Source organism: Mycobacterium sp. ACS1612 (assembly GCF_001667505.1).
Lineage (GTDB): Bacteria > Actinomycetota > Actinomycetes > Mycobacteriales > Mycobacteriaceae > Mycobacterium.
This window is the reverse complement of sequence record NZ_LZHZ01000071.1, coordinates 1-21086: the sequence shown is the minus strand read 5'-3', so window position 1 is coordinate 21086 and position 21086 is coordinate 1. Positions and strand designations below refer to the sequence as shown.

The following is a 21086-nucleotide window of genomic DNA, read 5'->3' as shown; positions in this document are numbered from 1 at the left end:
GGCTCACAGGTTGATCGGGTCCGGTGGCTCCACCGTCTTGGTGGTGTCTCTTAGCGCGGCCTTGAATTGCATTGCCCGGTAAGGCCATCCGCTGTCGGTATGCCATTGCGACACCACCAGCCCGACGCCACCCTTGATGTCGAATCGTGAACCGGGTAGCACATAGCCGCCGTAGAGTTGCGCTACCCGGTTTCCGGCATGGTCCTCGTCCTGCCACGAGGAACCCGTCACCGGGATCTGCAGTTCCGTGGTGTGCATGTTCGCCACCGGTGAGTCGACGACGCGGTATCCGAGCGCGTATCTCGACGCCAGGAATCCGCCGAGCACCCATTTGCCTTGCGCCATCCGGCGAAAGGTCAACTCGCCCCACTTCTCGCCCTCGGGTGTGATCGGAGTGGCGTGCGTTCCCCACGCCCAGCGGTCGTCGGCATAACCCCAACTGATGTATCGCGACCGTTGGCCGATGTGTTCGGGCCGAACACGCATCAAGATGATGCCTTTGTCGCGTTGAAACCCCGTCGCCATCACGTACACCCAACCGTCGTCGGGCTCGTAATCCCACGACCAGCATTGCGCGTGCCCGCCGTGCAGATCGGCGGGGAACTTCGCGTCCTCGCCCATGTGCCACCACGAAACTCCGCTGTCGTCGGAGCGCCAGATCTCGGTCCAGATCACGTTGCCGAATCCCCGATTGACGATGGCGTGCAGGAACATTGAGTCGCCGACGGTCAGCAGGTCCGACGGGATCACGGTGCTGATGCCGCCGCGGGTCCAACCAGTGGCCACGTCGTCGTGGACGTAATGCCACAACTGGCGGGCGTAGTTCGGATCCTCTCCCCCGGCCCGCTCGTAGACGATCTCGTGATCGGCGTCGCCCGTACCGATCAGCACCACAGGCGAGCGCCAATCACCCTGTCCCACCTTGCGTCCCGAGAAAGTGTCGCCGAACACCGACACCAACTTGCCGTTGGGCGCTGTCACCGAAGCGCCCAGGTCGGTACACGTGACGCCGAACTGCGACGTCAGGCCCGGGCCGGTCAGGTCGACCACCTTGCCATTGAGCAGCGGGACCGCTCGCCCGGTCACTGGCAGATGCGCAGCCCGGCAGGCTCGCAGTACAGCGGGTATTGCTCGTTCGGGATGGGCAGCGGCCCCTTGTAGGACATCTTGAACGGGATGTTGATGATGCCCGGCGCCAGGCCGCACACGTCGGTGTGACTGATCGAGCGGGTGCCTGTCATGGTCAGGTCGTCGAATTTCAGCGTCTCCACGACGGGCGCCCAGCTACCGTCGGGGCACTGCATGCCTTCCTTCTTGGGCGTCGTCCACTGCCAGACACCGCCCGACAGGGTGGCGTCGCCGCCGGTCAGAGCAGCGGACTGCGGGGACATGTGCAACCGGCAGGCGACCGGCAGGTTCAGCGGTTCACGCAGGTCGCCGACCACCGGAACGCACGATGGCCAGATCTCGTAGGTGCCGCTGTCGCCCTGTTCGGGCGTGTACTCGTAGATGCCCTGGAGCACCTGGTCAGCGTGCGCGTACCCGGACAGCCCAAGCGCGGCCGAACACAGCAGGACAGCTGCAGCGAGCCCACCGATGATTCTCACGTCGTCGAGTATCGCAGTGACCACTCGGCAAAGTCACGGTTTACCTAGCGATCGGGGTTTGGCCGCCCCCGTCGCCGGGGTAAAGAGCGGCGTGCGGGTTTTGACCGCTCTATGTGTCGTGCTCTGGATGGTCGCCGCTGTGACCGGCTGTTCGACAGGTTCCAGAGTTGACCTCGGCGACGATTCGTCCGGCAACCTGGTCGCGGCGATCGCGGGTGAACCCGATCAACTGGACCCGCAGAAGACCAGCGCCTACTTCTCGTTCGAGGTCCTCGAGAACGTATTCGACACCCTCGTCGCCCCCGACGCGAACCTCGAGATGCGGCCCGCGCTCGCCGAGTCGTGGGACGTCAGTCCGGACCAACTGGCGTGGACTTTCCACCTGCGCCGCGGCGTCACCTTCCACGACGGCAGCCCATTCACCGCCGACGACGTGGTGTACTCGTATCGGCGCATCATCGACGAGAAGCTGGCCAACTCCGACAAGTTCAGCGCCGTCACCGATGTCCGCGCGCTCGACCCGGCGACGGTGCGAATCACGCTCGAGCACCCGACCCCGAACCTGCTGACGAACCTCGGCGGCTTCAAAGGGGTGGCAATCGTGCAGCGCCGCAACGTGGAGAGCGGCCGGATCGCCACACATCCGATAGGCACCGGGCCGTTCGAGTTCGCGAGCCAGAAGAGCGGTGACTCGATCACGCTGAAGGCGAACCCGACGTACTGGGCTGGGGCGCCGAAGATCTCGGGTGTCACGTTCCGATTCATCCCCGAAGCCTCAACGGCGCTATCGGCGCTGCAGGCAGGCGAGGTCGATTGGACGGACTCCATTCCGCCGCAACGGGTTGCGGCGTTGAAGGACGACGACTCGATCACGCTGGCGGCGACGCCGAGCAACGACTACTGGTATCTCGCGCTCAACGAGACCCGCTCGCCATGGAGCGACGTCCGCGTCCGGCAGGCGATTGCCTACGCCATCGACCGCGACGCCATCGTGCAGGCGACCAGTTACGGCACGGCCGTCGCCAACCAACTGGCGATCCCGAAGGGCAACCCGTGGTACACGCCCTATGACACCTACCGCCACGACATCGACAAGGCCAAGAACTTGTTGGCCGAGGCGGGCGCCAGCCCGAAGAACCTCGACATGCTGGTCACCACCGAATACCCGGAGACGGTGACTGCCGCGCAGATCATTGCGGATAACCTTGCCCCGCTTGGCATCACGGTGAACATTCGCACGGTCGACTTCGCCACCTGGCTCGACGAACAGAACAACGGTCACTTCGACATGCTGATGATGGGATGGTTGGGCAACATCGACCCCGACGACTTCTACTACGCACAGCACCACACCGACGGCAGCAGCAACGCGCAGAAGTTCTCGAATCCGGACGTCGACCGACTGCTCGATGCCGGACGCGTCGAAACCAACCGCGACGCGCGCGCAGGCGACTACGCCAAGGCGGCGACGATCATCGCCGATCAGGTCAGCTATCTGTACCTGTACAACCCGTCGGTGATCCAGGCGTGGACGAAGCGACTGTCGGGTTACGAGGCGCGGCGAGACGGCGCAGTCCGGTTCAGCACGGCGACCCTCGCACCGGGTGGCGCCGCGTGAGAAACGTCCTCTCCCACCCGGTCACCCGCTTCATTGCCCGACGACTGATGTACTCCGCCGTGGTCCTGCTGGGGGTGCTCGTGGTGGTGTTCGCACTCGTCCATCTGGTGCCCGGCGATCCGGTCCGCATCGCGCTCGGCACGCGCTACACCCCGGAGGCATACAACGCGTTGCGGTCGGCGAGCGGGCTGGACCGCCCGATCGTCGAGCAGTTCTTCAGCTACATCGGTTCGGCTCTCACCGGCGACCTCGGCGTCAGCTTCCGCAACGGCGACCCTGTCACCGTCACTCTGCTGGAACGGTTGCCCGCGACCGTATCGCTGGGCCTCGTAGGCATCGTGATCGCATTGGCCATCGCGCTGCCCGCCGGCATCTGGTCTGCGTTGCGCGAGGGCCGGGTGTCCGACGCGATCGTTCGCGTCACGAGCCAGTTCGGCGTGTCCATCCCGGACTTCTGGCTTGGCATCCTGCTCATCGCGCTGTTCGCGACGACGTTGGGTTGGCTGCCGACGTCGGGCTACCGACCGCTGTTCGACGACCCGGCCGGCTGGCTGCGCCACATCGTATTGCCGGGGCTGACAGTCGGTTTGGTGGCTGCGGCGATCATGACACGGTACGTGCGATCCGCGGTGCTCGAGGTCGCGTCGATGGGCTACGTGCGCACCGCCAGGTCGAAGGGATTGCCGCCGCGGGTGGTGACGCTGCGGCACACCGTGCGCAACGCGCTCGTTCCGGTGTTGACGATCACCGGAATTCAGCTTGCGACGATCCTCGGCGGCGTGATCGTGGTCGAGGTGGTGTTCGCCTGGCCGGGTCTGGGCCGGTTGGTGTACAACGCCGTCGCGGCCCGCGACTATCCGGTGATTCAGGGCGCGGTGCTGTTGATCGCCGCGCTGTTCCTGCTCATCAACCTCGTGGTGGACATGCTCTACGCGGTGGTCGATCCGAGGATCCGGTTGGCATGACGACAGCTACCTCACGCGTCGCATCGTGGCGACTGTTGTTGCGCAACCCCGTCACCGTCGTCAGCGCGGCGGTGCTCGCCGTCGTCATGTTCGTGGCGGTGGCAGCCGATTGGATCGTCCCGTTCGGCGTCAACGACGTCGACGTCCCCAATGCGCTGCAGCCACCGAGCGGTCAACATTGGTTCGGCACCGACGAATTGGGCCGCGACGTGTTGTCCAGAGTGCTGGTGGCGATTCAGGCGTCCATGCGGGTGGCCGTGGTCAGTGTGGCGTTCGCTGTCGTCGTCGGCGTCACGGTCGGCGTCATCGCAGGCTACCGGGGCGGCTGGGTGGACACCGTGTTCATGCGGGTCGTCGACGTGATGTTCGCTTTTCCGGTCCTGCTGCTGGCGCTGGCCGTCGTCGCGATTCTCGGGCCTGGCACCACGACGACGATACTGGCGATCGGCATCGTCTACACGCCGATCTTCGCGCGGGTGGCGCGCGCGAGCACGCTCGGCGTGCGCGTCGAACCGTATGTTCAGATGTCTCGGGCGATGGGCACCGGAAGTCTGTACATCCTTGGCCGCCATGTCATTCCGAACATTGCAGGACCGCTGATCGTGCAGACCTCGCTGTCGCTGGCCTTCGCGATTCTGTCGGAGGCTGCGCTGTCGTTCCTCGGCCTTGGCATCCAGCCGCCGCAACCGTCGCTGGGCCGGATGATCTTCGACTCGCAGGGGTTCGTGACGATGGCGTGGTGGATGGCGGTGTTCCCCGGCGCCGCGATCTTCGTGATCGTGCTGGCGTTCAACCTGGTCGGTGACGGGTTGCGGGACGTACTGGATCCCAAGCAGCGCAGCATGATCGAAATGAGAGGCAAGCAGTGACTGATCCGGTGCTGAGCGTGCGCGATCTGCGGGTGCGCATTGGCGACCGCCGGGTGGTCCGCGGCGTCGGCTTCGAGGTGCAGCGCGAGCAGACGCTGGGCATCGTCGGCGAATCGGGTTCGGGCAAGACGATGACCGCGCTCGCCGCGACCGGCCTGCTCGACACCCCCGGTGCGGTGGTCGAGGGCAGCAGCAAGCTGGCAGGCGAGACGGAGTTGGTCGGCGCGTCGGCGCGGTTACTGCGCAGCGTGCACGGCGGCCGGATCGGATTCGTGTTCCAAGACCCTGGCACGTCGCTGAATCCGTTGCTGACATTGGACCGCCAGATCACAGAATCGCTCGAGACACACCGCAAGATGACACGGCGGCAAGCGCAGAACCGGGCGTCGGAACTGCTCGAGGCGGTCGGCCTGCCGGATCCGCAGACCCGTCTGCACGCGTACCCGCATCAACTGTCCGGTGGTCAGCGACAGCGCGTGATGGTCGCCATCGCGTTGGCGTGCGATCCTGAACTGTTGATCGCCGACGAGCCGACCACGTCGCTGGATGTGACGACGCAGGCGCAGATCGTCGAGTTGGTGCGCGATCTGCAGCGCGATTTCGGCACCGCGGTGGTGTGGATCAGCCACGACCTCGGCGTGATCGGTCAGGTCGCCGACGACGTGACGGTGCTACGCGACGGCGAAATCGTCGAGCAGGCGCCGATTCTCGATGTTTTCGACCGACCGCGGCACGACTACACTCGTGAACTCCTGCACGCCCGCCCGCTGGTCGGCGCCGCCGAGCCTGCGCCCGCGCCGGACGACGCACCGGCGCTGCTGAGGGTCGAAGGGGTCGACGTGCGATTCCCGGTGACCACACCGGTCGGCAGGTCGACCGTGCATGCGGTCAAGCACCTGTCGTTCGAGGTGCGGCGCGGCACGACGCTGGGTCTGGTCGGCGAGTCGGGTTCGGGCAAGTCCACGGTCGCGGCCGCGATGACGGGGCTCGTCCAACCGAGCGGTGGCAGCGCGCAGTTGGACGGCGTCGAGGTGTTCGGTGCGCGCGGCAAGCAGCAGAAGACGTTGCGGCGCAAGATCGGGCTGGTGTTCCAGGATCCGTTCTCGTCGCTGAACCCGCGGATGCGTGTGCAGAACGCGATCGAGGAACCGCTGCGGGTACACCGAATCGCGACAGCCACGGCCGCCCGGCGGGACAGGGTCGCGCAGCTGATCGAATTGGTCGGCCTGCCAACCGCGTTCGCTTCGCGTTATCCGCACGAATTGTCGGGCGGGCAGCGGCAACGGGTGAGCATCGCCCGTGCGCTGGCGGCGGAGCCGGAACTGTTGATCCTCGACGAAGCGACTGCCTCGCTGGACGTTTCGGTGCAGGCCCACATCCTCGACCTGCTCACCCGCCTGCAGGAGGAACTCGGGCTGACGTATCTGTTCATCGGCCACGATCTGGCTGTCATCCAGCAGATGAGCCACGACGTGTTGGTGATGCGCAACGGGGAGGCCGTGGAGTACCGGCCTGCTGCGCAACTGTTCGCCGATCCCAAGGATGAGTACACCCGCGCGCTGTTGGCCGCGGTCCCGCCCGCGCGACCGCGCGCCGCCGTCTGACCCCGCGGCCTTCGTGAGAGGGTCGTGCCATGACACAACTGGACGGCAAGGTCGCGTTGGTCACCGGAGCCTCGGCGGGCCTGGGTGCAGTGACCGCACAACTGTTCGCCGAACGCGGCGCGTCGGTGTTCGGTATCGCGCGCGCCGCCGACCGGATGGCGACGGTGTTCCAACAGGTGCCGGGCGGCAAGTACTCGTCGGTGGACATCGCCGACCCCGCCGCGTGCAGGCAGGCGGTCGCGGATTGCGTCGCCCAATTCGGCAGGCTCGACGTCCTGGCCAACATCGCCGGCTTTCATCAGATGCGGCACACGCCGACCATGACCGACGAGGAGTGGGATCGCGACCTCGCGGTGAACCTGAACGGACCTTTCTACCTGTGCCGGGCCGCGCTTCCGCACCTGCTGGAGACGGGCGGCAACATCGTCAACGTGTCGTCGATCGCGGGCGTCGAGGGTGAGGTGTATTCGGCGGGCTACTGCTCTGCCAAGCACGGACTGATCGGGCTGACCCGCGCACTCGCGGTCGAGTTCACCAAGGAGAAGTTGCGTGTCAACGCGGTGTGCCCGGGCGGCATGCCGACCGCACAGTCCACGGAGTTCCAGGCACCGGAAAACGCCGACTGGAACCTGATTCTGCGCATCGCCTCTCCCCGCGGCTTCATGGAAACCGTCGATGTCGCCAAGACGATCGCGTTCCTGGCCAGTGACGACGCCGCGGCCATCCACGGCGCGGTGTATCGCGTCGACAACGGCAAGGGCGCCGGCTAGCGGTTTGGCGCACTTCGCGTGTTTGCTGTGACGGCCGTCACCACCTCGAGCGGTCGATTCCTGCCAACCGCCGGTCAATTACTGCCAGCGGAATTAAACCCTTGACCTCGCTGTTCAAGCAATCAGACCGGTGAGAACAACCTCCCGGCGAAGGCATCGAAAAAGGACGAGAAAATGAAGAAGTTCGGGTTTGCCACCATGATCGCCAGCGGTCTGGCTGCTGCAGTGCTCGGGCTGGCCGGTCCGGCCCAGGCCGACATCGGCCACAACGGTTGGGTCAACAACATCACTCAACCGCAAGTGAGCGTGCCGCACGTCGACACGAGCGTGCACCAGAGCCACTGACACTGACATACGAAGAGGGGCACCCATTTCGGGTGCCCCTCTTTCGTTGTGCGGACTCAGTGCTGTGGCCGGCGGCGGCCCAGGAACAGCGCCAGGCCGATGGCGCCGAAGCCGAGCGCCACGGTCACCCCGGCAGCGGCGTACAGGAAGATGTCCCGGCCGGTCATGCCAGACGGCGACTCGTCCGACGCCAGCCTGAGCTGGTAGTCGCCCGGCAGCGGGGCTTCCTGCGGAGCATCGAGACCCGGGAACTGCTGGGTCCGGTGAACCTCGAATTGCCGCTCCCCCGTAGAGGTCTGCGTCCAGACGCCCCATGCCGGGGTCGCGCCGTCGAGCAGCACCTTGCGCTCGCCGAATTGCGGATCGTCGCCGACGTCGATGACGCGCCGCACCCGGAACGGTTCATACCTGGCGTTCGAATAGTTCACGAACACCGGGACGTTGTCGTAACGCAGCACCGGCGGCGGAGGCGGCGGCAGCGGAAGCCCGACCGCCGGGATGTAGCCGCCGCCGAAGAACGTGCCGACAGCGACGTTCAATGCGGTGTTCACCGCGGCGTTGACGATGTTGGCTGCGGTGTCGACGACAGCGGTGAAGCTGTACGCCGCGAACTGGGCCACCTCGAGCACGGCCCGCGCGAGCGGCGGGATCCACACGATGCGGGGCACGTTCTGGTAGACGTACACGATCCGCACCCGCTCGTGATACGGGTTGACGATGATCGGCCGGTAGTACTCGTCGTACTGCACCCAGTCCGGGCGCCACTGCCGGATCGGACGATCGAAGACCCGGCTGCTGGCCAGTCTCCTGTCGACCTTGGCGTTGGCGCTCGCCTCGACGCCCGAGGGTCCCTTCACACCGAGGTCGAGGCCGATCGACTTCGCCATCTCGTCGACGTCCTGTTTCGGCGCCGGATCCGCTTTGACCTCAATGGGTTTGGCGTTGCGGGCCAGCTCGACGTCGGCCTTCGGCGCATCCAGCGTCGCAGGCTCGGCCGTCTCGATGACCTTGGCGGCCTGGGTGACCGAGACGGTGGGTTCACCGCTCTTCACCGCGGCGCCCGCCTCCGGCTCGCCGCTCTTGCGCTCGGTGCTCTTGCCCTCGGGGCTCTTGCCCTCGGTGCTCGGGGCTACCGAAGCGCTGGTCGGCACGTCATCCATCGCTGAACTCGGGGCCACCAGCGCTGGCGCAGGGCTGATCACGGCGGGCGCAGGTGAGACTTCTCTCGAAGCCTCCGTCGACGCTGCCGTGGACGGCTCCTGCGACTCCCGCTGCTTTTGCGGCTCCTGGGGCTCCTGCGACTCCTCCGAGGACGGCGGTGTGACAGCACGCGGAGCCGGCGATTCGACCTTCGATGCAGGTGGCGCCGCCCTCGTCGGCGAGGCAGGCTCGACGGCGGTGACCACCGGCGCGGACGTCGTCTGCGTTACCGGCGGCGCCACAGGCTCGACCGGCTCGACCGGCGCGTCTGGTTCGACCGGCGCGACTGGTTCGACTGCCTGCTGGGTCCGCTGCGGCGCAGGCGCCTCGACGCTCGGCGCCGCAGGAACTACCTCCGGCGCCTTCTGTGGTGCCTGCCGAGCAGGCGGTTCCGCCTCTTCGACGACGGGCGCCTTCGGCTGCGGAGCCGGCGCGGTGGTGGTGACCATCTGATCGTTGCCCGGCTTGGCGAATGCCGGTGCGATTCCCCCAGTGAGCGCGGTGAGCGAGATCACCATCCCCGACGCCAGAACGGCGACAACCCCTCGCTTAGCGCAGATTTCAAGCGGTGCACTCATCTGTGCATCGACTCCTTCAACGATGCGCAGCCGACTCCCCCCAACGCTGGGCCTGGTCCAGCAGTTGCTACGACTCTGCTAGTTCATCGTCGGTTCACCGGAACTGTTACAGCTCCCGGTTCATCATGGAAACCGGGAGGACCGCCATGGCAATCAGGGTCGGCATGTTCGCAGCCGGGCTCGCGCTCGCGGCAGGCAGCGCTGCGCCCGTCGCGAATGCGGAACCGGTATGGCCGGTCGCAGGTGCTGAAGACGCCAGCGCCACCGTCGACGACCTTCAGGCGCAGGGTTACGACGTTCAGATCAACTGGGTCAGCGGCACCCCTTCGGTCCCGCTGGACCGCTGCAAGGTCACCGCGATCCACAATCCGAACCACAGCCCGCCTGCCGAGAACACATGGGCGGTGGTCTACGTCGACGTTTCGTGCCCGAATCCGAACGACGACTACTGGGGCGGCTTCGGTGTCGGGATCGGCTTCTGAGCCAGATCAGATCCTGGTCAGGGTGAAGTAGACGGGCTGTGAGTAGCCCGGGGCAAGACCCCACTGACATCCCACCGCGGGATCGGTGGTCAGGAAAGTGCCGTCGTTCCGGGGCGCATCGACTTTGAAGGTGACCGTTCCCGGCAACACCCCGTCGTTGTTGCACTTCGTGCCGTCCGGAAGGTCGACCACGAAGCGCCACACGTCGCCCCACCGGTGGGCGTCGGCCGACCATCCGCTGCTGTCCGACACACGGGCGCAGTCCGGGCCGCATGACGTGACCACCCACGTGGAGGACATGCCCGGTCCGTTCGGGACGAACGTTCCGCTGAAATCTTCGGCCTGCGCAGGCGCCGCGAACCCGACCGCGGTTCCGGCGAGCACCGCGGCTGCTGCGATCCCGGCCGTGACGTTCATGCTGCCTCCCGTTCGGTCATGGCGTAGAACCATTATTTGCCGACATCGCCGATCGCGGGAGAACAAATGGCCGAGGTGACCTACGAGAACGACATCACCGGCCTGGTGGTGATCGATCCCTACAACGACTTCATCGCCGAGGGCGGGAAGGTATGGGATCGGTTGAAGGCGGTGGCGGAGGCCGTCGGTTGTGTGCCCAACATGTTGGAGGTGCTCAACACGGCACGGAGTGCGGGCATTCGGGTGTTCTACGCACTGCACCACCGCTATCGTCCCGGCGATTACGAGACGTGGAAGTACATCGCACCGATTCAACGGGCGGCGTGGAACCGAAGGACTTTCGAGGACGGCACCTGGGGCGGTGAACTGCGCACCGGGTTCGAGCCGCATCCCGGCGACGTGGTGGCCCAGGAGCATTGGTGTTCAAGCGGTTTCGCGAACACAGATCTCGATGTGCTGTTGAAGAAGCACGGCATCCACAAGTTGATCGTCATCGGGTTGATCGCGCACACCTGTGTGGAGGCGACCGTCCGATTCGCCGCCGAATTCGGCTACGAAGTAACGATGGTCAGAGACGCGACAGCGGACTACTCCGACGAGGAGATGCACGCCGCACTCGACGTGAACATCCCGAACTATGCAACTGCGGTGGTGACGACGCGCGAGATCGTGCAAGCGATCTCGTGAGACTTTCTGGCGACAGAGAAAGGCCGCGAGCGACGTTCCCCCCGTCGCCGCTCGCGGCCCCGAAACTCACGCGGTGGTGCTTTGCACCTTGACGTACAGGTGCCGGAAGCCGGCGATACCCCCGAACAGGGCGCCTACTTCAGTCACCTTGACGCTGGTCAACTCGTCCGGATGTGACGGCTCATGGACCGGCAGGTTCGCCAGTGCATCGGCGAACGCCTCGTCGAAGCTCAACCGCGACGACGTTCCGGTGGCCTCGTCGACCGCCCCGATCGATTCCTGCGACGAAGACACCGCGTTGGTGAACGCCGCGAGATCCAGGCCGGCGGGCTCGATCTCGACGTCGTCCTGCCCGTCGGCGTGATGGACGGTGACCATCGACTGATCTTCTGGGTACACGAACAACTCACCGTAGGTGTACGGCGTGAGCACCTGCGGCCACATTCCGGGACGCCTGCGCTGCAGCAGGTTGTACTGCTGCGGGAAGATCCGCAGCGGGCTCGGCTCGATGTCCGCGTCGTAGCCCGGAGTCGGCAGGTCGCCGCTGGCGACGATCAGGATGTACCGCCCCGCCCGGAACGCACGGATCTTGGCCCGCCGTGCCAGTTGGTCCGACACTTCTGGTGCGATGTCAACGCTCATTACTCCCCCTTGTTTTGGCCGGGAGCGGCGTCCCCCGCGTCCGCCGCTCCCGGCCTGCAACTATCAGCTTCCTTGCGTTCGGCGGTATCAGCACGAGTAGTCCACTACTCGAATTTCCGGAGAAAGTACGGTGGGGCGATGAAGTACCTCGACGTCGCCGGGATCGGACGGACCAGTCGGATCGGCGTGGGCACCTGGCAGTTCGGCTCGACCGAGTGGGGCTACGGCGCCGGTTACGCCTCCGGCGTCGCCAAGGACATCGTGCAGCGGGCGTTGGCTCTGGGCGTGACGCTGTTCGACACCGCCGAGATCTACGGGATGGGCAGAAGTGAGCGCATTCTCGGTGAGGCACTCGGCGAGCAGCGTTCCTCGGTTGTGTTGGCCAGCAAGATCTTCCCGGTCGCGCCGTTCCCACCGGTGATCAAACACCGGGCGCGGGCCAGCGCGCGGCGGCTAGGGGTCGACCGGATCCCGCTGTACCAGGTTCATCAACCCAACCCGGTGGTGCCCGATTCGGTGCTCATGCCGGGCATGCGCAGCCTGCTCGACAGCGGTGAGATCGGCGCCGCGGGCGTCTCCAATTACTCGCTCGAGCGGTGGCGCAAGGCCGACGCGGCGCTCGGCAGGCCGGTGATCAGCAATCAGGTGGACTTCTCACTGGCCCGACCCGGTGCCCTCGACGACCTGGTGCCGTTCGCCGAGCGGGAGAACCGGGTGGTGATCGCATACAGTCCGCTGGCACAGGGTCTTCTCGGCGGCAAGTACGGGGTCGACAACCGACCGCCGGGCGGTGCGCGGGCGATGAACTCGCTGTTCGGCACCGAGAACCTGCGCCGGGTGGAACCGCTGCTGCAGACGCTTCGTGACGTGGCGGCCGACGTCGGCGCCAAGCCGGCGCAGGTCGCGCTGGCGTGGCTGATCAGCCTGCCGAATGTGGTGGCGATTCCCGGCGCGTCCAGTGTCGAGCAACTCGAGTTCAACGTGGCCGCAGCCGACATCGAGCTGACTCCCTCATCCCTCGACGCATTGACCGCCGCCGCCCGCGCCTTCCGGCCGGTGTCCACCCGCCAATTCCTCGTCGAGCGGCTACGTGAGAAGGTCCGCCTCGGGTAGTCGGCTAACCGCTCTGACCGAAGAGCACACGACGCCAGACGCTGCGCCAATCCGCGTCGGCGGCTCCGATGTGCGTACGGGCCAATGGTTTTGGCGCCCACCAGTTGAACCCGCCGAGCCAGTGCATCATCGCGGGCATCAGCAGCAATCGCACCAGGGTGGCGTCGACCAGGACAGCCACCGTCAACCCGAATCCGAACAACCGCATCAGCGACACCTGCGCGGCCATCAACGCGGCGAAGGAGATCACCATGATCAACGCCGCGGCGGTGATCACCCGCCCGGTGCGGGACAGGCCGAGCGCGATGCTTTCGTCGTTGGCCGTCGGCCCGCGGTCCGACGCCAGCCAGAATTCCCGGATCCGCGAGATCAGGAAGACCTCGTAGTCCATCGACAGGCCAAATGCGATGCAGAACAACAACACTGGCAGTTGTACTCCCAGGGTGCCGGTCGCCGCGGTGCCCAATCCACCGAGGTGCCCCTCCTGGAAGACCCAGACCAGTGCGCCGAACGCGGCGGTGAGCGACAAGACGTTCATCAGCACGGCCTCGAAGGGCAGCACCGCACTTCCGGTCAGCAGGAAGACCAACACCAGCGTGATGATGACGATGATCGCAAGCACCTGGGGCAGGTGCGAGGCGATCGCCTGCATGCTGTCGCGATTGGCTTGTGCCACACCGGCGAACAACACCGGCGTGCCCGCAGGGGTCGGCACCGCGTGCAGTCGGTCGAGTTGCTCGCTCGATGCCGCGGTATACAGCGGTACGGTACTGCCGACCGTCACGAACGCGGCGCCGTCTTCGACTGCGCTCGGCGGCGACACCGACACGTCGGGTACCCGTGACAACGCTGCCGCGTAACGGTTCAATTCGGCGCGCGTCAGGCTGGCCGCGTCCGGCAGCACCACGGTGATGCTCGGCACCCCGTAGTCGGGGAAGTCGCTGCGGATCTGGTCGCCGACCTGTCGCGCCGACGCGGAGGGTGGAAGCACCCGGTCGTCGGGAAAGCCCCATTTGACATCGGTGAACGGCGTGCCGATCAGCAGCAGCACCGCGATCACCGCCAGACCGATCGGCGTGGCGTGCCGCATGACGGACTTCGTCCACCGATACCAGAACCGCTGCCCGAACCCACCGGGGTGCGGGTCCGACTGTCTACGGAAACGGCGCATCAACCGGCGCACGTCCAATGCGTCGAGTCGACTGTGCAACAGGACGATCGCAGCGGGCGTGACGATGGTCGATGCGGCCGCGGTGAACGCGACGACCGCGACGCCCGCGTAGGCGAAGGACTTCAGAAAGTACTGCGGGAACAGCACCATCGTCGCCATCGCCAACGCGACGGTCATGGCCGAGAACAACACCGTGCGCCCCGACGTGGCCATTGTGCGGATCAGCGCCGTGTCACGAGTCTGCCCCGCTGCCAACTCATCCCGGTATCGGCTCAGGATCAACAGCGTGTAGTCGATGGCCAGTGCCAGGCCCATCGCGACGGCGAGATTCAACGCGAAGATGGACACGTGGGCGACCATCGCGATGGCCCGTAACGACGCCATGGCGCCCAGAATCGCGAACACACCGACTGCAACGGGCAGCGCCGCGGCGACCAGACCGCCGAACACCCACACCAGCACCACGAAGCTCAGCGGTAGCGCCAGGGACTCCATGAACAGCAGGTCTTCCTGCGTCTGCTCGTTCACCTGCCAGTAGACGGTCGCGTCACCGCCCGCCCGGATACGGACGCCGTCACGGTCACCGATGAACTCGTCGGTCAGACGCTTGGCGTTGAGCGGTGCGCCGGTTTCGCCACCGGTGATGGCGGCCACGATCAATCCCGTCTTGCCGTCCTTGCTGACGAGCGACGATGCCGCCGCCCGTGGGACGGTCCATGGGGAGTGCACCTGCTCGACGTCCGGCGAATCGTTCAGCCGCCGAACCAGATCGGTGCCGACCGCCGTGGCTTGGCGGCTTCTCGCACCGCCGTCGGCCGTGACGGTGATCAACATGGTCATGTCACCCTGGCCGAACTTCTCGGACAACAGCGCCGAGGCCAGGGACGACTGCGCGCCGGGATCGAGTTGCCCGCCTGCCGACAGCGACTTGGCCACCGGAACGCCGAAGATCGCGGTACCGATCATGACGAACGCGGCCAACGCGATGACCCGGCGCGGAGCGGTGATCGCCAGCCGCGCGATTCCGGACAGCACGTGGTTGCCTCGCTAGTCGTTGGCGAGTTCGTGTTCGATGAGTTCGCGGTAGACGCTAACGCCCATCAGTTCGGAATGGGTACCGGTGGCCTGGATCCGGCCGTCCGCAAGCACCACGATCTGGTCGGCGTGGGTGACGGTGGAGAGCCGGTGCGCGACGACCAGGATGCTGCGCTGCCCACGTGCCTGCAGCAGGTTGGCCATCACGTCGTGCTCGTTGGCGCGGTCGAGATGCGCCGTCGGTTCGTCCATCAGTATCAGCTGTGAGCGGGACAGGAAGGCCCGCGCCAGGGCCAGTCGTTGACGTTGACCACCGGAGAGTCCGCGCCCGCGTTCGAGCACGGCGGTGTCGAGTTTGTCTGGTAGACGAGCGATCTCGTCGGCGATGTTCGCCTGTTTCAGCACCAGCCACAGATCGGCCTCGGTGGCATCGGGATTTGCGACCAACAGATTGTCGCGAATGGAGCCGTGCAGCACCGGGGCGTCCTGTTCGAGCAGGCCCAGTCGGCTGCGTAGCTCGCGAAGCGGGATGGCGCGGAAATCCTGCCCTTCCCAGCGCAGCGCTCCGGCGTCCGGGTCGTAGAAGCGGCACAACAGTCCCAGGATCGTGGACTTGCCCGCACCGGATCGGCCGATGAGCGCGGTGATCTGGTCGTGGCGCAGGGCGAACGACACGTCGTCGAGCACAGGTGCGTCGCCATAGGAGAACGACACCTGATCGAATTCGACCATCGGTGCGCAGGCCGTCCGTCGCGCCGACCCGTCCGCGACGGACAGCGTCGGCGGATCGCCCTCGGGGAGTTCTCGCAGGGTCGTGGTGAGGTGTTGATAGGCGCCCGCCGCGGTGCGCAGCGTGGCGAGTGCGGTGAAGGCGGCGGTGATCGGGAAGATGGCGTATACGGCGAAGGCGAGCAGGCTGACCAACTGGCCGACGCCGAGAGTGCCGTCGGCGACGCGGCGTCCGTCGATGATCATGATCGCCAGGAACGCGCCGGTGACGCCGAGGCGAATGATCGAGATGTTGATGGCTGTCGAGGAGGCGATGCGCACGCCAGCTTGGTACGCGGCACGCGTGGTCACATTGATGGAACGCGCCTCCCGGTCCTCGGCGCCGAACAGTTTCACTGTGCGCGCCGCGCCGAGCGCCCGATCCAACCCCGCCGTGTAATCGCCCAGGGCCACTTGGCGATTCAAAGATGCGCGTTGGATCAGTGACAGGAACGGGTTGCCCACCACGAACGCGAGCACCAGGATGGCCACCGCGATACCGACGGTGACCGCGTCGATCGACAACATGACGATGCCCGCACCGAGCAGCGTCATCAAGCCGAACAGCACATCGCCGACGGCGCGCGGCATATCGCGCAGCAAGCCTGCGTCGCTGGTTCCGCGGGCCAGCAGGTCACCGGTGCGGGCGCGGTCCAGCAGCCCGATGGGCAGCCGGACAACGTGATTGGTGAAGTCGTCACGCAACGACAGCACGATCTTTTCACCGGTGCGGTCGAGCCGGAAGTGCGCTGATGCCTCCAACGCGAGGTAGCCGACGAGCATCACGATCAGTACGACGGCCGAGCCCGCATCGGCCGAGCCAGTGGTGGCGCGCTCGACTAGGCGGCCGGCCAGCAGCGGCTGAATCAGGATGAGCGCGGTCGCGGCACCGAGTAGAAGCAGGCTCACCGTCAGCGACAACCAGTGCGGGCGTAGCAGCGTGAGCATGTCAGAGCAATCCGAGGCGGTGCAGGTCGGTGGCGTACTTGATGATGGTGGGCGCGGACACCCGCGGTATGTCCGGATTGTTCTTGTCCGGACCGATTTTGGCGTCACGCACGGCGGCGCGGAATCGGTCGGTCGGGCCGAAGGAGCCGAGCGTCGGCGGCAGCGGGCGCGCCCGACCGGAGTTGCGTAGCAACAGCATCTGCAGCACCGAATGCCTGCGCTGCCGGTCCGGCAGGGCACGCAGGCCCGCTTCGAAGCGCTGCAACCAGTTCCCGAACTCCTCGATGCGCCGGATGGGGTAACCGGCCTCGATCAACCAGTCGACGTATTCGTCGAGTCCGATGCCGTCGTCATGCGGGTTCATCACGTGGAACGTTTGGAAGCCGTCCACCGTCTGGGCACCCAGCGTGGCAATCGCTTCGGCGACGAAGTCCACGGGCAGTCCGTCGAAGTGCGCGCGCTGCCGGTGCCCGTCGGTGCCGAGTTGGTAGAACGACGCAGGTGCGACGCCGGTGGCCAGCACACTGAGCACCATCCGGGTGAAGGTGTCGGACACGTTCAACTGCCCGGCATATGTGGTGTCGGCCAAGATCATTCCGCACCGGAACACCGTTATCGGCAGCCCGCACAGGTCGTTGGCCTCGCGCAGCAGCACCTCGGCGGCCCACTTGCTGTTGCCGTAGCCGTTCGCCACCCCGTCGTCGATGACGCGGGTTGGACTGATGACGCGGATGTCTGCGTCTTCGGTGAACGCCGACGGTTCGATCTGGACGCCGACGTCGGCAGTCGACACGTAGCTGTACGACTTCAGCTTGGACGTGAGCGCGAGGCGGATCAGTTCAGCGGTGCCAACTACATTGGGCCCGAACAGGTCGCTGTACGGCAGCACACCGTTGACCACGGCGGCAGAATCGACGATCAGGTCGACGGTGGCGGCCAGTCGCCGCCAACTGTGTTGCGCCAAACCGAGATTGACCTCGCCCTTGTCGGCTGCGACGACTTCGAGGTGCGCATCGGCCAGTTCCCGGAAGCGCCGCAACAGCTCCGGGTCGCTGTCGAAAGCGTCGATGAGACGACGTCGGGCGTCTTCGTCGGAAGAGGCGCGCACCAGGCAGATCAGTGTGCCGCCGACGAGCTCCATCTGCTCGAGCCACTTCAGCGTCAGGTAGCGCCCGAGGAAACCTGTTGCTCCGGTCAGCAACACCGTGCGCACCTCTGGACTCGGGCCGGGCAGCGTCGGGGCGCAGGCGAGCGTGGTGGCATCGATGAACTTGTCCAAAGTCAAGTCTGCGGCATGGATCTCGGTGACGCCGCGACCGTGCACCGCCTCGAAGCGGTGATCGGACGCGGGGTCCGCTGAGTGGGCCGCCCCGCTGACCCGCATGCTCAGGCCTCTCACGGAGGGCACTGCGATGAGCGTGCGCACGCTCAGGTGGGCGTCGAAGGTCTCGTTGATGGCGGCGACGACGCGCATCGCCGATATCGAGTCGCCGCCGAGGTCGAAGAAGGAGTCCTCGATGCCGACACGGTCGATGCCGAGCGCATGCGCGTAGATGTCGGCCACCGCTTCTTCGACTGCATTGGTGGGCGCCCGGTAGTCGTCGGTGTGCGGGTATTCCGGTGCAGGCAGGGCGCGTACGTCGAGTTTGCCGTTGACCGTGAGTGGCAACGTGTCGACGGCCACCACTGCGGTGGGCACCATATAGGGTGGCAGGTGTTCGGCCAACGCGGCACGCGCGGCGGCGGGATCCGCGCTCCCGGTGACGTATCCGACCAGGCGGTTGTCGCCGGGGCGGTCCTCGCGGGCGATCACCACCGCCTGTTCGACGCCGTCGAGTCCGACGAGCGCCGACTGGACTTCGCGAAGTTCGATGCGGTAGCCGCGGATCTTGACCTGCTCGTCGGCGCGGCCGTGGTATTCCAGTTGGCCATCCGGGCGCCACCGCACCAGATCGCCGGTGCGGTACATGCGCTCGCCCGGGCCGCCGAACGGACACGGCACGAACCGTGCTGCCGTCAATTCGCTGCGCCGCCAATACCCCACTGCCACACCGTGTCCGGCGATGTAGAGTTCCCCGACCACGCCGGGGGGCACCGGCCGCAGCCATCCGTCGAGCACGAACAACGCCGACCCTGGCACCGGCGATCCGATCGGCGGTAGTCCCGACCCGGCGGCGAGCGGAGTGCTCCTGGCCGCGTCCACGGTCGTCTCGGTCGGGCCGTACGCGTTGATCATCGTCCTGTCGTGCGCCCACCGGTCGACGAGGGCGGCGGGGCAAGTTTCGCCACCGACGACCAATGTCATCGACTTCAGCCCGCGCGACGACAGCATCGCCGCCGCAGAGGGACTCAGATCAAGCACGGTGACACCTTCGGCGACCAACAACGCGTGGAGGTCGTCGGGTGAGGCCATCGTGTCCTCACCCACCACCGTCAGCCGGCCACCGCGCAACAGGGCACCCCACGTCTCCCACACCGAGACGTCGAACGCGTAGGAGTGGCACTGCGCCCACACGCCGCCACGCGGCAGCGAGGTGTCGAGCGATTCGACCATGTGGATCACGTTGCGGTGGGTGACGGCCACCCCTTTCGGCACACCGGAGGTTCCGGACGTGTAGATGTGGTAGGCGATTTCATCGGTTGAAGGCGTGGGCAGGGCTGTGCAGGGATAGTCGCTGTTGCGAACGTCTTCGAAATCGATCACCGGCACTTCGTGTGCGTCCAGCCGGCCGGCCAGTGCGGCGGTCGTGACCACGACCACCGGTGCCGTATCGGCGAGCAGGAATCCGATCCGCTTGTCGGGCAGCGCGGGATCGACGGGCAGGTAGGCGGCCCCGGTCTTCAGCACGGCGGTCATCGCGACGATCGCGTCGATGGAGCGCGTGAACATCAGCGCCACAACGGCTCCCGCGCGGGCACCCTGTGCTGTCAACAGATGCGCCAACCGGTTCGACGCCTCGTCGAATTCGCGATAGGTCATCGACTCGGCACCGCAGTTGATCGCGACCGCGTCTGGGGTGCGGGCAACCTGCGCTGCCAGCGCCTCCGGAATGGACACTGCCGCAGGGGCGGATTGGCGCAGCGTGGCTTGGTCACCCCACGTCGCGAGTCGAGCGTGTTCGCCGGGATCGAGCAGATCGATCGACGACAGTCCGCGCCGCGGATTGTCGGCCATCTGGGTCAACAACCGCAGTAACGGTTGACCCAACGCCTGGATAGTCTGCTCGTCGAATACATCCGTGCGGTAGTCGAGACGAAGGGTCGTTGCGGTTCCGGGCGATGCCTGCAGCACCAGCGGGTAGTGCGTGGCGTCGCGGGTGGTGATGTCGGTGATGGCCAGGTCGCCGTCGACCGACAGCGCACCGGCGTCGATGGGATAGTTCTCGTAGACGAACAGGGTGTCGAAAAGCCTGTCGTGACCACTGATGCGGTGGATGTCGCGTAGCGCGGTGTGTTGATGGTCGAGGTTGTGGCTGCGAGCGATTTCCAACTGGCGCAACAGGTCGGCGGTGGTGGTGGTCGGCGTGAGTCTGGCCCGCACCGGAATCGTGTTGATGAACAGTCCCACCATGGACTCCGCGCCTGGCAACTCCGTCGGCCGGCCTGAGACCGGAACGCCGAAGGCGAGGTCGTGTTGACCGGTCAGCGACATCAGCAGTTGCGCCCATGCAGCCTGCAGGACGACGTTGACGGTGGTGTGGTGGGTGCGGGCGAGCTCGGTGAGCTTTTGTGCGCCGGATGCGGACACCACGAACGACGCAGCGGCGCGGGGACCTGTGCCCAGCCGGTCGGGCGGACCGACGAGTGTCGGGGTGTCGAAGCCGGCCAGTTGGTCGTGCCATGCCGCGTGCGCGGTGTCGAGGTCGCGGTCGGCCAGCCACGACACGAACCTGCGGTAGGACTGCGGAGCCGGTAGCCGTTGACCGTGGTAGCCGGCGAAGATCTCCCGCAACACAATCGGCATCGACCACCCATCGACCACGATGTGGTGATTGGTCAACACAAAGCGATACCGATGCACTCCGGTGCGGATCAACAGCGCCCGAAACGCCGGCGAATCCGACAACGCACACACCGCAGCACGCTCGTCAACACACAGCTGAGCCACGTCATCATCGTCGAGGTCCAGATACTGCCAACCCGCGACCGGATCGGCAGGAATCACCTGGACTGGCTCGTCGAACCGATCGCAGAACCGCGCAACCAGATTCGGATGCCGCCCCACCACCCCATGCACCGCATCACGAAGCCGCAGCACATCAAGCGC

The 21086-nt window shown here is 66.2% G+C and carries 17 protein-coding genes; 9 read left to right on the top strand and 8 right to left on the bottom strand.

Annotated elements, in window-relative coordinates:
- Positions 1-3: 3 nt before the first annotated feature.
- A complete protein-coding gene (locus A5724_RS30650) occupies positions 4-1086 on the bottom strand; it encodes a DUF4185 domain-containing protein (protein ID WP_067811449.1) in 1083 nt (360 codons plus the stop codon).
- Positions 1083-1607 carry a hypothetical protein gene (locus A5724_RS30645; RefSeq protein WP_067811634.1) on the bottom strand — a complete coding sequence of 175 codons (525 nt, stop codon included), beginning with the start codon at positions 1605-1607 and terminating at the stop codon, positions 1083-1085. Before A5724_RS30645 ends, A5724_RS30650 begins: the two co-directional genes overlap by 4 nt.
- Before the next feature lie 127 nt (positions 1608-1734).
- Here A5724_RS30645 and A5724_RS30640 point away from each other — a divergent pair, with 127 nt between their 5' ends.
- The 6 genes from A5724_RS30640 (at position 1735) to A5724_RS34300 (ending at position 7778) form a co-directional block, all read left to right on the top strand.
- Positions 1735-3225: an ABC transporter substrate-binding protein gene (locus A5724_RS30640; RefSeq protein ID WP_067811445.1), complete on the top strand. Its 1491-nt coding sequence runs from the start codon at positions 1735-1737 to the stop codon at positions 3223-3225.
- Complete coding sequence (locus tag A5724_RS30635; protein ID WP_255397317.1) at positions 3222-4190, top strand: ABC transporter permease; 969 nt, start codon at positions 3222-3224, stop codon at positions 4188-4190. The genes A5724_RS30640 and A5724_RS30635 overlap by 4 nt, the downstream gene beginning before the upstream one ends.
- The gene (locus A5724_RS30630; protein ID WP_067811437.1) at positions 4187-5059 is read left to right on the top strand and encodes an ABC transporter permease; all 873 of its coding nucleotides are present in this window, start codon (positions 4187-4189) and stop codon (positions 5057-5059) included. Before A5724_RS30635 ends, A5724_RS30630 begins: the two co-directional genes overlap by 4 nt.
- Complete coding sequence (locus A5724_RS30625; protein ID WP_067811433.1) at positions 5056-6663, top strand: ABC transporter ATP-binding protein; 1608 nt, start codon at positions 5056-5058, stop codon at positions 6661-6663. The genes A5724_RS30630 and A5724_RS30625 overlap by 4 nt, the downstream gene beginning before the upstream one ends.
- 29 nt (positions 6664-6692) lie before the next feature.
- Positions 6693-7433 carry an SDR family NAD(P)-dependent oxidoreductase gene (locus A5724_RS30620; RefSeq protein ID WP_067811430.1) on the top strand — a complete coding sequence of 247 codons (741 nt, stop codon included), beginning with the start codon at positions 6693-6695 and terminating at the stop codon, positions 7431-7433.
- Between the two features lie 174 nt (positions 7434-7607).
- A complete protein-coding gene (locus A5724_RS34300; protein ID WP_197518849.1) occupies positions 7608-7778 on the top strand; it encodes a hypothetical protein in 171 nt (56 codons plus the stop codon).
- A gap of 56 nt (positions 7779-7834) precedes the next feature.
- Here the strand turns inward: A5724_RS34300 and A5724_RS30615 are convergent, their stop codons facing one another.
- Positions 7835-9556 (bottom strand): hypothetical protein, encoded by a 1722-nt coding sequence (locus A5724_RS30615; RefSeq protein ID WP_067811426.1) that lies wholly within the window; start codon positions 9554-9556, stop codon positions 7835-7837.
- A gap of 146 nt (positions 9557-9702) precedes the next feature.
- On the opposite strand from A5724_RS30615, the gene A5724_RS30610 reads away from it, so the two are divergent.
- Positions 9703-10038 (top strand): hypothetical protein, encoded by a 336-nt coding sequence (locus A5724_RS30610; RefSeq protein ID WP_067811632.1) that lies wholly within the window; start codon positions 9703-9705, stop codon positions 10036-10038.
- A gap of 6 nt (positions 10039-10044) precedes the next feature.
- Here the strand turns inward: A5724_RS30610 and A5724_RS30605 are convergent, their stop codons facing one another.
- Entirely contained in the window at positions 10045-10455 is a 411-nt protein-coding gene (locus A5724_RS30605) for a hypothetical protein (protein ID WP_067811422.1), read from the bottom strand.
- A 66-nt stretch (positions 10456-10521) separates the two neighbouring features.
- Here A5724_RS30605 and A5724_RS30600 point away from each other — a divergent pair, with 66 nt between their 5' ends.
- A complete protein-coding gene (locus A5724_RS30600) occupies positions 10522-11142 on the top strand; it encodes an isochorismatase family cysteine hydrolase (RefSeq protein WP_067811419.1) in 621 nt (206 codons plus the stop codon).
- Positions 11143-11208: 66 nt separating this feature from the next.
- Here the strand turns inward: A5724_RS30600 and A5724_RS30595 are convergent, their stop codons facing one another.
- On the bottom strand, positions 11209-11784 hold the full coding sequence (locus tag A5724_RS30595; protein ID WP_156752524.1) for a hypothetical protein: 576 nt from the start codon (positions 11782-11784) through the stop codon (positions 11209-11211).
- Between the two features lie 138 nt (positions 11785-11922).
- On the opposite strand from A5724_RS30595, the gene A5724_RS30590 reads away from it, so the two are divergent.
- Positions 11923-12897, top strand: a complete 975-nt coding sequence (locus A5724_RS30590; RefSeq protein WP_067811412.1) for an aldo/keto reductase — start codon at positions 11923-11925, stop codon at positions 12895-12897.
- Between the two features lie 4 nt (positions 12898-12901).
- On the opposite strand, the gene A5724_RS30585 is transcribed toward A5724_RS30590, so the two are convergent.
- From A5724_RS30585 to A5724_RS30575, 3 genes are all read right to left on the bottom strand, one after another.
- Positions 12902-15103, bottom strand: a complete 2202-nt coding sequence (locus tag A5724_RS30585) for an MMPL family transporter (RefSeq protein WP_067811408.1) — start codon at positions 15101-15103, stop codon at positions 12902-12904.
- Between the two features lie 12 nt (positions 15104-15115).
- On the bottom strand, positions 15116-16819 hold the full coding sequence (locus A5724_RS30580) for an ABC transporter ATP-binding protein (RefSeq protein ID WP_067811404.1): 1704 nt from the start codon (positions 16817-16819) through the stop codon (positions 15116-15118).
- 1 nt (position 16820) lies between these two features.
- On the bottom strand, positions 16821-21086 hold a 4266-nt coding region (locus A5724_RS30575), incomplete at its 5' end, for an amino acid adenylation domain-containing protein (protein WP_156752523.1).